Raw genomic sequence first — 13,940 nt, 5'->3', positions numbered from 1 at the left:
CTTAGATGAAATATGCAAGCCTAATTATATCTTTTGCACGTCTTTGATTCCAAAGCATATTTAAGTTTATCTCTCGATGTTCACCATAGGTGGATACCGAGATGTAATATATATTGTCTTTTAAATTTAGCTCTAGGCCAGTTATAGTCATCCAATGCCAGGCATATTCCTTAAATTCCTTTACTGGATGTTTAAGAACTAAGAGGGCCACTGGAAGTCTTTGTGATAAAGCTTCTAAAATAAAGGTTACGGCTTCATCAATACTATTAGCACTATAATCTAAAATATGAGGTGTTAAAGATACATTTCTTTTTTTTGCAAAATCTAAAACATTATCTGAAAATTGCTGAACAGAGGTAAGTCCAAAGATTCCTGGTTTTACATATTTTCTGATCTCGATCATATGCAGGATAAAATCATTTTTATTGATAATACCCTTATACGGGTATAAATTGCTATATTTATCTGGGAATATTTGAGCTAAATATGCAGTTATATTAGCAGCAACAACTGGACCACAACCACTAAGTTTATTAAGTTTTTTTGGGAACCAATACTGACTGCCACCGTAATATGAATTTTCTAAGTCAGATATATTAAATTTAATATCCTCAAGGTGAGTATAATTTAGTGCTGTAAAATTTTCCATGGTTATCACCCCTTCGTATAAATTTTAAATAATTTAGATAAGTTTTCAATAATAAAATTATTGTAGTTAGTATATAATATACTACAATTTTTAGAAGGTGTAAACAAGGCGACATCTATGTATATATTTTAATTTTTAAAGCTACCTATAGTCATCAAATATCGAATAGTGTAATAATTTATCGTTTTTTAAATTTTGGGCAAAAAATAAGATATAATGTAGTGAATAAATTAAATGAAGAAGGAGTTTTATTTTATGAAAGAATTACTTAAAGAGATCGAATATAATAATGGGGAGTTTCCCGAAGCACAATTAAAAGAGATAATAAATCGCAGGGATGAGTTTATACCTGAATTAATTGAAATATTAGAAAATGCTAAAGATAATTATGAAGAGATTCTAGAAAAACCTGATTATTTTGCACACATATATGCAATATTTTTGTTAGCACAGTTTAAAGAAAAGAGGAGCCTTAAACCAATTATAGATTTGATTAGTATACAAAATGAAATTTCTAGTGATATTTATCGTGAGTACCTTACTGAGGATTTACATAGAATTTTAGCATCAGTTTGTGGAAGTGATACAGAGCCATTAAAAAAATTAGTGGAAGATAGTAGCGTTAATGAGTATGTTAGAAGTGCTGCTATTAAATCCTTTATTGCACTCCTAGGCGAAGGGGTTATATCTCAAGAGGAAGTTATTGAATACTATAAGAGTTTATTTGAAGGAAAACTTGAACGTGAATTTTCACAAGTTTGGAATGAACTTATATACGATTCTTGTGATGCAGGTCCTAGCGAATTAAATCAATATATAAAAAAAGCTTACGCGGATGAATTAGTTGATGAGGAGTGTATATCTTTAGAAGAAGTAGAGGTCGCTATTAAAATACATGACATAACAAAGTTCTCGAATTTGAAAGATGAAGGGTATTCGTTTTTTAATGATACTATAGCAGAACTAGGATGCTGGGATTGTTTTGCTAAAAAAAATAATGACTCTAAATCTCAATTTATGTTAGGAGTTAGTAAGTTAAATAAAGGGAAAAGTAAAAACAAGAAAAAACAAGTAAAGGCTACTAAAAAAAAGCAGAGAAAAAAATAGTACTATAGAATAAAACAGTATTAATTCCTAATACTAACTATATTGCTATATGAGGAGGAGGAGAAATATGGATACACTTGATGTCAAGCGTAAAGAAATAGAACATATCTATGGTAAGGTAAGTCCATTTGAACTTAAGAATAAACTAATTAGCCTTGCAGAAGAATCAAAAGAAAAGGGTGCACATGCATTACTAGATGCAGGCAGGGGTAATCCCAATTGGACAGCAGCAACTCCTCGGGAAGCTTTTTTTACATTTGGTCTTTTTTCAGTTTTAGAAACACGTAGAGTATGGAATAATAAGGATCTTGCTGGGATGCCAGAAAAAAAAGGGATTGCAAATCGATTTCGAGATTTTATTAGAGAAAATTCTACTTATCCAGGAATTGATCTTCTCGAAAATATTATTAATTATGGAATAATATCTAAAGGATTTGATCAAGATGATTGGGTATATGAACTGGCAGATGGAATTATAGGAGATAACTACCCAGAACCTGATAGAATGCTTGTACATGTTGAAAAAGTTGTTCACGATTATCTTATTCAGGAATTGTGTTATAACTCACCAATGGCTGGAAAATTCAATTTGTTTGCTGTAGAAGGTGCGACGGCTGGAATGTGTTATATATTTGATAGTTTGATTGCTAATAATATACTATCTATTGGTGATAAAGTTGCTTTAATGGCACCTATATTTACTCCTTACCTTGAGATTCCACATTTACCACGTTATAATTTTGATGTTGTAGAGCTTTTAGCCTCTGAGACGACTTCTGATGGAGTCCATACTTGGCAATACCCTAATGATCAAATTGAAAAACTTAGGGATCCATCTATAAAAGCTTTGTTTATTGTAAACCCAAGCAATCCTCCGTCTGTAGCAATGAAATCTGAAACAATTCAACTTATAAAAAGTATAGTTAAAAAAGATAATCCTAATTTAATGATTATTTCAGATGACGTTTATGGTACTTTTGTTGATAATTTCCGTTCATTAGTAGCTGATTTGCCATATAATTCAATAGGAGTATATTCTTTTTCTAAATATTTTGGAGTAACAGGATGGCGCCTTGGGACTATTGCTCTTTATGAAGATAATGTATTTGATAAATTATTAAGAGAATTACCTGAAGATAAAAAAGAAAGGGCTAGGAGACGTTATTCAACATTATCAACTAATCCTGAACAAATCCCTTTTATTGATAGAATAGTAGCAGATAGTAGGCAAGTAGCACTAAACCATACTGCAGGTTTATCAACACCACAACAAATACAAATGGCTTTTTTCTCCGTATTTGCACTTATTGATAAAGAAAATAAATATAAGCAGCTTACTAAAGATATTTGCCATCGTAGGCAAAAACTTTTATTTGAAGGGTTGGGTTTAGAACTTCGATGCGATCTGCTGGATGCAGCATATTATACAGAATTTGATTTGTTAGAGTGGGCATGTAATTATTATGGTGATGAATTTGCAAAGTATTTGCAAAAAAAATATAAACCTGTGGATATTCTTTTCCGTTTAGCACAAGAATCTTCTATAGTGTTACTTAGTGGTGGTGGATTTCATGGACCTGAATGGTCAATTAGAATATCATTAGCAAATCTTGATGATGAGCATTACAGTAAAATAGGAAAAGTACTCCATAAGATACTTGAGGAATATGTGACGGAGTGGAAGAATTAGATAGTTAATATTATACATAGTTTACAAAGAAGGTATAGCAATGTTTTGTTATGCCTTTTCTAAAATAAACTATTGATTTCAAATATATTTAAAACATAATTCTATGATGAAGGGAGCGTTGAATAGAAATGTTTAAACGTTACGTATGTGGTAGTGATTGCGAAAGATATTTTAATAATTTGTTTAATTCTTTGGAAGAGGGTTTTCTGCTGAATGAGGTTATTTGTGGAGTTGATGGAGTAGCGATAAGTTTTAAAATATTAGAATTTAATAATTTTTTTGAAGATATGTTTGGAGTGAAAAGAAATATTATAGGTAAAACAATTAAAGAAGTATACCCTGATATAGATTCAAAATGGATTGAAACATGCGGTAAAGTTGCACTAAGTGGTAAAAGTATAAAACAAAATATATATATTAAAAGTGTAGACAAACATTTTAAAGTTAATATTATTAGTCCAACTAAAGGTCAGTTTATTATTTTATTTAATGATATTACAGATATTATTAAAGCTAATGAAGTGTTAAAAAAATACTTTATACTGTTTGAGAATGCAATGGATATAATCATTTATCTTAAATCAGATGGAAGTATTATTGATGCAAATAAAACTGCGGTAGAAAAATATGGTTACTCTCGCGAAGAATTTCATAATATGAGATTACAACAATTAAGAGAGCCTTCAACTATGAAGGAATATCAGGCACAAATGGAGATTTCCGCTTCAGAAGGAATAGTGTATGAAGGTATCAATGTTAAAAAAGACGGCACAACTTTTCCTGTAGAAGTAAGCTCACAGACTACAGAAATAAACGGTGAATTGTTTCGAATTCATATTATTCGTGACATTACGCAGAGGAAAGAATCTGAAGAAAAGATAAAGTACCTTGCAAACTATGATGCTTTAACAGAGATACCAAATAGAGGGTTTTTTATGTATCAATTTGAAAAAATATTAAACCAATCAAAAGCAAATAAAAATAAATTTGCAGTATTAATTTTTGACGTAGATAAATTTAAATTAATAAATGACATTCATGGTCACAATGCAGGGGATGAAGTTTTGAAACAAGTAGCAAAAAGACTACAAGAAGCTGTAAGAAAGACTGATATAATTGGTAGGTTTGGTGGAGATGAGTTTCTCGTGATTCAACCTTTTATAAAGGGTAAAGAAGACGTTTTAATGATTGCCGATAGAATACTTAAGTTTGTGAATAAGCCTGTAAAATGGAATAATGTCAATTTGGATGTACATATAAGCATAGGAATTACTATTTATCCTGATGGATCTGACAGTACGCAAGGGCTAATTCATAATGCAGATAGAGCAATGTATTTTACTAAGAAAAAAGGCGGCAATGCTTATAGCTTCTATATTAATAATAAGCTATTTTAAAATAATGTTAGTTGCAGCCAATGGATAGTAGAATGTTGAAATTGTGTGTTATATAAGACTTTTATGTAAAAAAATAAAGTATTATATACAATAAACGAGTATTAAGTGATTAGGTGAAAAAAGATAATTATATAATATAAAGGAGAAAAATAAAGATGGAAAAAACAATTTCTGACAATGAGGTATTAAACGCGTTCAATACTTTATTACCGTACTTACCCTATTTCTTTGATGATGATGTTTCTTTTGGGGTAGCAGATACACAAGCATATTTGAGTGTAGCATGTAATCCAAACTTAGATTTGAAATTAAAGGAAGGCGATGTGATACCACAGGGTGGAGCCTTAAATACGGCAATGCAAAATGATAAAGTACTTGTTAAGAATGTGCCAAAAGAGGTATATGGAATTCCATTTAGATCTTATGCAATTCCTATTCATAATAAACAAGGCGTAGTAGAAGGGTGCATTGTAATGGGGAAAAGCTTAATTAAAAGAAATGAGTTAATGAGCATTTCTCAAAATTTGTATGCATCCCTTGGTCATATATCAGATGCTGTTAACGATCTGTCATCAGGAGTACAAAATGTAGTTAATATGAATGATGATATAGTATTAAAAGTTCAAGAGGCTGATAAAAGCTCAAAAGATACAGATGATATTCTAAGTTTTATTCAAGCAATTTCATCCAAAACAAATATGTTAGGTTTAAATGCTGCAATAGAGGCTGCAAGAGCAGGAGATGCAGGGAGAGGATTTAAAGTAGTTGCAACAGAAATCAGAAAATTATCAACTTCAACTAGTGAATCAGTTAAAAAAGTGGATGATGTATTAAAAAACATTGGTGCTTCAATAAAAAGTATAAATGAAAAAATAAGTAAATCAACTGGACTATTTGAGGGTCAGGCAGCAACACTTCAAGAAATAGCAGCATCCCTTGAGGAATTAAATTCAACAGCTGAAATGATGGGGAACCTAGCTGAAAAAATATAAAAAAATCGGATAATATAAATTTAATGTTAAATGTTTAAAAAATAACTGTTTCTAAAGGTAAAAAATTACCTTTAGAAACAGTTTATTTTATATCAGCTAAAGCATTAAAATCGGGGCGTGCAGCTGAATCTAATAAGTAAGAGGAGGTGGTTGCTTCTTTTATTCTAAATTTATTTAATTCACTAATTATTTCGTCAGCGTATCCGATTCCTATGCCATGTCCATAATAAAGGCCATTACTAAGGTCTATAACATTTTCTCCTTGCCACTCAGGTGCTACGGGATCTACATCAGGATTGTAAAAGTATCTTCTATCACCTGGTAAATAGTCACTTCTTTTTTTTATAAAACCGACATCTTCAAGAAGATTATCTATATAATGCCAATTCATTAACTGTATATTTGGAAATAATCTATTGAAAAAATTTGCAGAAAATATATTAAGTAATGCTTGATAATAAATAATAATCATGGCAGTTGCACATTCAGTGCCATATTTAGAGCTATTTATAGAAATATCCTTAATAGCATCACTAGGGGCCACTCCTTTTTTTAATATAAAGCCACCTTCCTTAGTACGATCCCAATAATCAGGGTTACATATTGATTTACGAAAGGTTCTGAAATCCATATCTCCTTTATTTAGATTTTTTGCAGCAATAACAATACTATATCGAAAATCTAACTCAAATTTAAATTGAGTTAATGAATCATATTCATATTGCGCTTTACTTAAATCCATCTTAGTTATAATATCTTTTTCAATATCATTTGGATTATAATCATGAATAAAGGTATTAACGTTAACAACACTTCCAGAAATTATTATCATCTATTAACCTCCGCTATGTTTATTTGATTAATTATGGGTTGGTTAATCCATGACCTCCATAAATATTTATTTTCATATTGAATTTTAAGAGAGAAGTTTGATAGTAATTGTTTGTTATTATCATCTAATTTGTTGAAATAATTAGATAAGTTATTTTCCTTTTTTGTTAATGGTATAAAGGGCTTACCAGTATAAACTGATACCCGTTTGCATAAATATTTGGCATTGATTGCTATTGCATAAGGCTTAGGGTTACTTGTTCGTTGGAAACTTTCACCTGTAAAATATAAAAAAGGGTAGTTTTCTTTAAGATAGTAGAAAAAAGAGAGATATTGTTTTTTAACATCCACACCTCGAGTAATATCTATGGAGGGCACAAAATCTAAAAGTTGACTAGCTAATTTAACATCATTTATGTTATCTGAATCCAGGTAATTTGCAATTAACATTAAACTGTAAGGATCTCTTGCTTGAAAAAAAGTCCATATTAGATCATGATTAAATTGACCTTTTCTGTTTCTAGAAAAAATAGTATCCACTATTGTTGGCAAAATTGTCTTGTCATTGTGAGTCTTTATTAAAAGTGAAGCAGTAACATCCAAAATTTCATCATTGTCATCACTTAACTCACGGCTTAATATGCAGCTTTCAAATATGTCCTTCAAAGTAGGATAGGTTATTTCTCTATAATTAGAATATAAATACTTAAGTGTAGATAAATTTGAGTTTTCTATATTATTTATTCGCATATAATCTCCTCCTTTATTACGTATTCTAGATTTTTAATATAAATAAAGAAACATATTATATAATATTATTAATAGAGTCATTTTGTTAAAGTTATTATTAAATAGGGTAATTAATTTATATTGGTATTGGTATTCAATAGAAGATAAATGTATAATAGTTAGCAGAAAGTGGTATTTTGAAAAAATTAAGATAATAGAAGGGGGAAGTGAAATGGAATTTCACAAAGCGACAGAGGAAGACGTTAACAGTATAATGAATATTATAAGGCAAGCACAAGATTATTTTAAGGAGCAAGGAATTAATCAATGGCAGGACAATTATCCTAATTCTGAGATCGTAAAGAATGATATAAAAAATAAAAATGGATATGTCTTGCTAAAAAACAATATTATAGTTGGTACAGTAGTGGTCTCTTTTGATGGAGAAAAAAATTATGAATATGTTTATGGTGGGAAATGGGTCAGTAGTGGTGCATATGCGGTTATTCATAGAATTGCAATTGATTCTAATAATAAAGGGCTAGGGTTATCTTCTATAATAATTAAAAACATAGAGAAAATCTGTTTAAATAAGGAAGTACATAGTATCAAAATAGATACACATAAAGAAAATATATCTATGCAGAATATGTTAGTGAAAAACGGTTTTAAGTATTGTGGACTAATTTATTTAGAGAACAAAAGTGAAAGAGTAGCTTTCGAGAAAAGTCTATAATTAGTGTTAAAGAAATAGGTAGGAAAGGATTTTGATTATTTTGAGAAACAAGAGTATTTTTACAAATAAAAAAGTTGTAGCTATTATTGCAACGTTTTGTTGTTTTTTATGGGGGAGTGCATTTCCAGCGATTAAAAATGGATATATAATGTTTAATATTTCTGCAAGTGATATACCTTCAAAGTTTGTATTTGCAGGTTATAGATTTATTATAGCGGGGCTAGTTTTACTTGTTATCGCTAAAAGTTGTGGAAAGAAAATATTTAATATTTCAAAAAAAAATGCTTTGGATTTAAGTTGTTTGGGGGTAATTCAAACAACACTTCAGTATATATTTTTTTATATTGGTGTTTCTAATACCACAGGTGTTAAAGGATCTATAATGAATTCTACTGTTACATTTTTTAGTGTTATTTTAGCTCATTATATATATGTAAATGATAAATTGAATATGCAGAAAATACTTGGATGCATTGTAGGATTTATAGGGGTTATGAGTATGAATTTTAGTACTGACTTATTGAATTTTTCTTTTAGGTTTAATGGAGAAGGTTTTTTAATGATTGCAGCATTTGTTTCTGCGGTAGGTGCTATATATGGTAAAAAACTTACTAAAAGCATGGATGTAATGGTGGTAACGGGGTATAGCCTTTTTGTAGGGGGAATAATGTTAATGTTACTTGGCATGTTATCCGGTGGTAGCGTTTATCATTTTACAATGGATTCTTCACTTTTATTAATGTACCTTGCTTTATTGTCATCAGCGGCATTTTCATTATGGAATCTGCTTCTAAAATATAATAAGGTAGGTCCCGTGTCCATTTTTAATTTTTTAATACCCATTTTTGGATCAATACTATCAGCGATATTTTTAAATGAAAATATATTTGAATATAAAAACATATTTGCGCTTGTATTAGTATGTTTAGGTATATGGATGGTAAATAAAGAAAAGAAAATTGAAAAACAAGTTAAACAATCCTGAGTAAACATATAGTATAATTAGGATATATAATCATAATAATGAACATTATGGTATAATTAGAATAGAAATTTTAAAAATTATATTTTTTAATATTAAATAAACGGGAGGAGTTTTTTTAAATTGTCAGAAATTATATTAGAAATAGATAATATAATAAAAAAGTTTGGAAATCAGGAAGTAATTAAGAATATATCGCTAAAGGTAAATAAAGGTGAGTTTTTAACGCTACTAGGGCCAAGTGGCTGTGGGAAAACAACGACCCTTAGAATAATAGCAGGTTTTGAAAAACCAACAAGTGGGAACGTTCTACTAGAAGGGGTACATGTTGAAAATAAGCAACCTAATGATAGAAATGTAAATACGGTATTTCAAAATTATGCATTGTTTCCACATATGAATGTGTTTGATAATATAGCGTATGGTTTAAAAATTAGAAAGGTGAATAAGATAGAAATAAAAAAGAGAGTTAGTGAAATGCTTAGTTTAGTGCAGCTAGAAGGATACGCGAAAAGAAAAACAGATGGACTAAGCGGTGGTCAAAAACAAAGAGTTGCAATAGGCCGTGCACTAATAAACAATCCTAAAATATTACTCTTAGATGAGCCGTTGGGTGCACTTGATTTAAAACTTAGAAAACAAATGCAAGTCGAGCTTAAAAAACTTCAAAAAAAATTACAAATTACATTTGTATATGTTACACATGACCAAGAAGAAGCACTTAATATGTCTGATCGAATAGTAGTTATGAATGATGGAATCATAGAGCAGATAGGAACACCGGAAGACATATACGAGAGGCCTAAGACAAAATTTGTAGCCGGTTTTATTGGAGAATCTAATTTAATTAAGACCAAAATAAAAAGGATTGATGAAGAAAAGATATCCGCTAAAATTGGTAAATATGATATGAATTTGAATTATAAAAATTATGATAATTCAAGAAATAAAGAAAGCTATATTTTAATCAGACCGGAAAACATAAAATATACTAGGGAAAAACCGCCAATCGGGCTTATTGCAACAATAAAAGAACATAGTTATATTGGATCTATTATTAAAACTACTATAGAAATTGAAGGCGGGCAGGAAATTATAGTTTGTGATTATGATAAGAAAAAAGATTTAATAGGTATAGGTAGCGAGGTTTGGATGTACTTTGAACCTGAAGATGTAGTTATAGTTGAAGAAGGTTAGGTGACTAAAATGAAAAATATGAAAGAAAATATTTTAAAGGTTTTGACAATAGTTCCAATATCTTTTTGGATGCTCTTCTTCGTGGCTATCCCACTTTTGTATATTGTGTTTATTAGCTTTATGCAAAGGGGCGATGACGGTAGTATAGTTTATATATCAACAATATCAAATTATACAAGAATGGCTAGGCCTCTGTATGTCAAGGTGTTTCTAGATTCTATAGTAGTAGCTTTTGTTACAACATTATTTACCTTGGTGTTTGGATATCCTTTTGCATATTTTGCTACCAAGATAAAGAAATATAAAATTTTAGTAATGCTTTTAATAATGGCACCATTTTTAACTAATTCATTAATACGTACTTATGGGTGGATTGTAATTCTAAGTACTAATGGAATATTAAATCATGCACTACTTATAACTGGAATCATAAAAGAACCATTAAAGATGTTGTACTCTTATGGAGCAGTAATGATTGGAATGATATATACAATGTTTCCATTTATGGTACTTCCGCTTTATAATTCTATAGATAAAATGGATAGAGCTTATATTGAAGCAGCTAAAGATCTTGGGTCAAGTAGATGGAAGACTTTTAGAACAGTTACAGTGCCGCTAACTATGCCAGGAATAGTTGCTGGTTGTATTTTAGTATTTGTACCTTCTGTAGGACTCTTTTTCATACCAGATTTAATGGGTGGAAGTAATGTAATGCTTATTGGAAATCTAATTGAAAATCAATTTATGGGAGCAAATGATTGGCCGTTTGGGGCAGCGCTGTCAATAATAATGATTTTTATATCCTTAATTTTAATTTTAATTTATATAAAAATTGTTGGTAAAAAGTTAGACACGGAGGTGTTCTAATGGATTCAAAATTATCAAAAGGACTCGAGCGAACATATATATTTTGTATATTTGCGTTTTTGTATGTTCCAATAGCAATAATTATTATGTACTCTTTTAATGCAACTAAATCTAATGTAGTTTTTAGTGGTTTTACTCTTGAGTGGTACACTAAGTTATTTACTGATGATGATGTAATTACAGCACTTGTAAATAGTTTAACCATTGCAACCTTAAGTACAATAATTTCTGCAATAATTGGAACTCTTGGAGCAATCGGATTAAAAAGGCATAATTTCAAAGGAAAAGGAATTATAAGTTTACTTGTTTATATTCCAATTGTAATTCCAGAGATAATTATGGGAGTATCATTACTAATTTTGTTCTCAACTCTTCAAATTGATTTGGGCATATTTACATTAGTACTAGCACATACAACCTTTTGCACACCGTTTGTACTTATAAATGTTAAATCAAGGCTTGCTGGGCTTGATTTGTCAATTGAAGATGCGGCGATGGATTTGGGCGCATCAAAACTTACGGTGTTTAGAACAATTACATTTCCAATGATTTTACCAGCAGTGCTTTCAGGTGCTATGCTTGCATTTGCACTGTCACTGGATGATATAATCATAAATATTTTTTTGAGTGGACCAGCAAGTACTACACTTCCAATTAAGATATTCTCAATGCTAAAATTTGGGCTTTCACCTGAAATAAATGCATTGTGTACAATAATGCTAGTAACAACTTTTGCTTTTTTAATATTATCACAAGTTATAAAAATAAAAAGAGAAAAATAGAATACATTTATAATCAATTTTTTTTGTTAAAGAAATTAGGGGGGATTTATATGTTAAAAAAAAGATTTAAAGCTTTAATAATTTTACTCGCAGTTTCAGTTATAGGATCTACATTTGTTGGGTGCGGAAAATCGAGTACATCAAAGAAGAATGATGAAAAAGAAGTTAATATTTATACTTGGGCAAATTATGTTCCAGATAACGTTGTAAAAGATTTTGAAAAAAAGACGGGAATTAAGGTCAATTATAGCAACTTTTCTACAAATGAAGTGATGCTTTCAAAGCTACAGGCATCAAAAGGTGGAACATATGATGTAATAATTTGTGCGGATTATATGGTTCAAATTATGGCGAAACAGAAAAACTTATTATTACAACCTATTGATAAAGCGGCTATTCCTAATTATAAAAATATAGATAAGGCTTATTTAGGTCAATATTATGACACGTCAAATAAGTATTCAGTGCCTTATTCACTTGGAAGTGAAATGATAGTTTATAATCCAGATAAAGTTAAAATAGATATCAAAGGCATAAGTGATTTATGGGATCCTTCATTGAAAGGTTCTGAAGTATTACTCGAAGACTCAAGATCAGTTATTGGTATGGCATTAACAAAGCTTGGTTATAGCATTAATGAGACAGATCCAGCAAAACTTGCACGAGCTAAAGCGGAACTAACAAAACTTAGGGCAAATGTTAAAGTATTTGATGCAGATACACCAATGACTAGCTTAATTAATGGAGATACAAATATTGGAGTTATGTGGGGATCACAGGCATCAGCAGCACTTAAGGGTAATAAAAAGTTTAAAATTGTTTATCCAAAAGAGGGTATGCAATTTGAAGAAGATAATTTAATAATGCCTATCAATGCACCACATAAAGAAAATGCGCAGAAATTTATAAATTTTGTATTAGAGGGTAAAGCAAGTAGCGATATTACAACTAGTATAGAGTATATAAATGTTAATACAGCCGCTCTAAAATTTATGCCTCAAACGGTTCTTAATAACAAAGCTATCTATATACCTAAAGATGAGTTTAGTAAAGCTAAACATTTACAAGATGCCGGTAGTGCATCTAAAGTGTATGATTCAATTTGGTCAGAATTTAAACAAAAATAGAAAATATTAAGGAAATAATATATACTTGTATATAAATTTGTATTATTGTATAATTAAAGTTGCTCTTTTTGTCAGTTTATAAAGGAAATCATGAAAATATAATAAAGGGCAACTATAAAACTAAAGAAAAGGATGAAGATATGACTAAGAAACTAAATTTATTTAAAAGACTAATTCTGTTTTTTGTAGGAATGAGTATAATACAGCTAGGGGTAGCCTTGTTTTTAAAGACGAATATTGGTTCTGATCCCTTTACTTTATTCACTCAAGGATTAGCATTTTTATTACATAAAACACCTGGAAATGCTAATATGATTATTTTATTTGTATTATTTTGCATAATACTTTTAGTTGAAAGAACTCGTATAAAAATAGGAACAATTATATGCGTAGTTGGAGTAGGCCCAATTATAGACCTTGGGGTAAAGGCTGTTTCATTTTTCCCAATAGCATCTTTAAATATTGGTTTAAAAATGCTTTTAATTGTATTCGGATGTATTCTAATTGCAATTGGATTTTCTATACTTTCGGCAAGTGATATAGGTGTTGCGCCAAATGATATTATTCCATTCATAATACAAGATAAAACTAATTTTCAATATCGTTGGATTAGAATGGCATTAGACATTAGCTTTTTAGTAATCGGTTTTGCACTTGGCGGGGTGTTTGGTATAGGCACAATAATATCTGCATTGTTAACTGGTCCATGCATACAATTTTGTCTCCCATACGGAAAGAAACTCGTAAATACTATTATTAGAAATGAAGCTGAAGATGATGAAAAGGAAGAGAATATATCATTAGGAGCTTAAACTTAAAAGCTAATGATGCTACCAAAGGCTAAACTTTGGTAG

General features: G+C 29.9%; 14 protein-coding genes. 11 read left to right on the top strand and 3 right to left on the bottom strand.

The features are described 5' to 3' along the window. Nucleotide 1: 1 nt before the first annotated feature. On the bottom strand, nt 2-649 hold the full coding sequence (locus tag LL038_RS13655; RefSeq protein WP_216121856.1) for a hypothetical protein: 648 nt from the start codon (nt 647-649) through the stop codon (nt 2-4). 255 nt (nt 650-904) lie between these two features. Between LL038_RS13655 and LL038_RS13650 the strand changes: the two genes are divergently transcribed. The 4 genes from LL038_RS13650 (at nt 905) to LL038_RS13635 (ending at nt 5,835) form a co-directional block, all read left to right on the top strand. Continuing rightward, nucleotides 905-1,756 (top strand): DUF1186 domain-containing protein, encoded by an 852-nt coding sequence (locus LL038_RS13650; protein WP_216121853.1) that lies wholly within the window; start codon nt 905-907, stop codon nt 1,754-1,756. A gap of 67 nt (nt 1,757-1,823) precedes the next feature. Continuing rightward, nucleotides 1,824-3,446 carry an aspartate 4-decarboxylase gene (gene aspD / locus LL038_RS13645; protein ID WP_216121851.1) on the top strand — a complete coding sequence of 541 codons (1,623 nt, stop codon included), beginning with the start codon at nt 1,824-1,826 and terminating at the stop codon, nt 3,444-3,446. Nucleotides 3,447-3,574: 128 nt separating this feature from the next. Then, nucleotides 3,575-4,843 (top strand): bifunctional diguanylate cyclase/phosphodiesterase, encoded by a 1,269-nt coding sequence (locus LL038_RS13640; protein WP_216121849.1) that lies wholly within the window; start codon nt 3,575-3,577, stop codon nt 4,841-4,843. 155 nt (nt 4,844-4,998) lie between these two features. Further along, complete coding sequence (locus LL038_RS13635; RefSeq protein ID WP_216121847.1) at nt 4,999-5,835, top strand: methyl-accepting chemotaxis protein; 837 nt, start codon at nt 4,999-5,001, stop codon at nt 5,833-5,835. An 82-nt stretch (nt 5,836-5,917) separates the two neighbouring features. Here the strand turns inward: LL038_RS13635 and LL038_RS13630 are convergent, their stop codons facing one another. Further along, nucleotides 5,918-6,667: a protein-glutamine gamma-glutamyltransferase gene (locus tag LL038_RS13630; protein WP_216121845.1), complete on the bottom strand. Its 750-nt coding sequence runs from the start codon at nt 6,665-6,667 to the stop codon at nt 5,918-5,920. Continuing rightward, nucleotides 6,664-7,416, bottom strand: a complete 753-nt coding sequence (locus LL038_RS13625; RefSeq protein WP_216121843.1) for a hypothetical protein — start codon at nt 7,414-7,416, stop codon at nt 6,664-6,666. The genes LL038_RS13630 and LL038_RS13625 overlap by 4 nt, the downstream gene beginning before the upstream one ends. A 211-nt stretch (nt 7,417-7,627) precedes the next feature. Here LL038_RS13625 and LL038_RS13620 point away from each other — a divergent pair, with 211 nt between their 5' ends. The 7 genes from LL038_RS13620 to LL038_RS13590 all read left to right on the top strand — a co-directional run bounded on the left by LL038_RS13620 (nt 7,628) and on the right by LL038_RS13590 (nt 13,898). Continuing rightward, nucleotides 7,628-8,131 carry a GNAT family N-acetyltransferase gene (locus LL038_RS13620; RefSeq protein ID WP_216121842.1) on the top strand — a complete coding sequence of 168 codons (504 nt, stop codon included), beginning with the start codon at nt 7,628-7,630 and terminating at the stop codon, nt 8,129-8,131. A 40-nt stretch (nt 8,132-8,171) separates the two neighbouring features. Then, nucleotides 8,172-9,116 (top strand): DMT family transporter, encoded by a 945-nt coding sequence (locus tag LL038_RS13615; protein ID WP_216121840.1) that lies wholly within the window; start codon nt 8,172-8,174, stop codon nt 9,114-9,116. A gap of 120 nt (nt 9,117-9,236) precedes the next feature. Further along, a complete protein-coding gene (locus LL038_RS13610) occupies nt 9,237-10,310 on the top strand; it encodes an ABC transporter ATP-binding protein (RefSeq protein WP_216121838.1) in 1,074 nt (357 codons plus the stop codon). Nucleotides 10,311-10,319: 9 nt separating this feature from the next. Continuing rightward, the gene (locus LL038_RS13605) at nt 10,320-11,177 is read left to right on the top strand and encodes an ABC transporter permease (protein WP_326493431.1); all 858 of its coding nucleotides are present in this window, start codon (nt 10,320-10,322) and stop codon (nt 11,175-11,177) included. Beyond that, a complete protein-coding gene (locus tag LL038_RS13600; protein WP_216121836.1) occupies nt 11,177-11,959 on the top strand; it encodes an ABC transporter permease in 783 nt (260 codons plus the stop codon). Before LL038_RS13605 ends, LL038_RS13600 begins: the two co-directional genes overlap by 1 nt. 50 nt (nt 11,960-12,009) lie before the next feature. Continuing rightward, complete coding sequence (locus LL038_RS13595) at nt 12,010-13,086, top strand: polyamine ABC transporter substrate-binding protein (protein ID WP_216121834.1); 1,077 nt, start codon at nt 12,010-12,012, stop codon at nt 13,084-13,086. A 140-nt stretch (nt 13,087-13,226) separates the two neighbouring features. Beyond that, the gene (locus tag LL038_RS13590; protein ID WP_216122146.1) at nt 13,227-13,898 is read left to right on the top strand and encodes a YczE/YyaS/YitT family protein; all 672 of its coding nucleotides are present in this window, start codon (nt 13,227-13,229) and stop codon (nt 13,896-13,898) included. The last annotated feature ends 42 nt before the right edge of the window (nt 13,899-13,940 follow it).

It is taken from the genome of Clostridium estertheticum (assembly GCF_026650985.1).
In the GTDB taxonomy this organism is placed as follows: domain Bacteria; phylum Bacillota; class Clostridia; order Clostridiales; family Clostridiaceae; genus Clostridium_AD; species Clostridium_AD estertheticum_C.
The sequence above is the reverse complement of the archived record's forward strand: the minus strand, read 5'-3'. Positions and strand labels throughout refer to the sequence as shown.

Excerpts from the sequence above, each read along its gene's own strand:
- LL038_RS13655 (WP_216121856.1), bottom strand. The coding sequence starts at position 649 with ATGGAAAATTTTACAGCACTAAATTATACTCACCTTGAGGATATTAAA.
- LL038_RS13650 (WP_216121853.1), top strand. The coding sequence starts at position 905 with ATGAAAGAATTACTTAAAGAGATCGAATATAATAATGGGGAGTTTCCC.
- aspD (WP_216121851.1), top strand. The coding sequence starts at position 1,824 with ATGGATACACTTGATGTCAAGCGTAAAGAAATAGAACATATCTATGGT.
- LL038_RS13640 (WP_216121849.1), top strand. The coding sequence starts at position 3,575 with ATGTTTAAACGTTACGTATGTGGTAGTGATTGCGAAAGATATTTTAAT.
- LL038_RS13635 (WP_216121847.1), top strand. The coding sequence starts at position 4,999 with ATGGAAAAAACAATTTCTGACAATGAGGTATTAAACGCGTTCAATACT.
- LL038_RS13630 (WP_216121845.1), bottom strand. The coding sequence starts at position 6,667 with ATGATAATAATTTCTGGAAGTGTTGTTAACGTTAATACCTTTATTCAT.
- LL038_RS13625 (WP_216121843.1), bottom strand. The coding sequence starts at position 7,416 with ATGCGAATAAATAATATAGAAAACTCAAATTTATCTACACTTAAGTAT.
- LL038_RS13620 (WP_216121842.1), top strand. The coding sequence starts at position 7,628 with ATGGAATTTCACAAAGCGACAGAGGAAGACGTTAACAGTATAATGAAT.
- LL038_RS13605 (WP_326493431.1), top strand. The coding sequence starts at position 10,320 with ATGAAAAATATGAAAGAAAATATTTTAAAGGTTTTGACAATAGTTCCA.
- LL038_RS13600 (WP_216121836.1), top strand. The coding sequence starts at position 11,177 with ATGGATTCAAAATTATCAAAAGGACTCGAGCGAACATATATATTTTGT.
- LL038_RS13595 (WP_216121834.1), top strand. The coding sequence starts at position 12,010 with ATGTTAAAAAAAAGATTTAAAGCTTTAATAATTTTACTCGCAGTTTCA.
- LL038_RS13590 (WP_216122146.1), top strand. The coding sequence starts at position 13,227 with ATGACTAAGAAACTAAATTTATTTAAAAGACTAATTCTGTTTTTTGTA.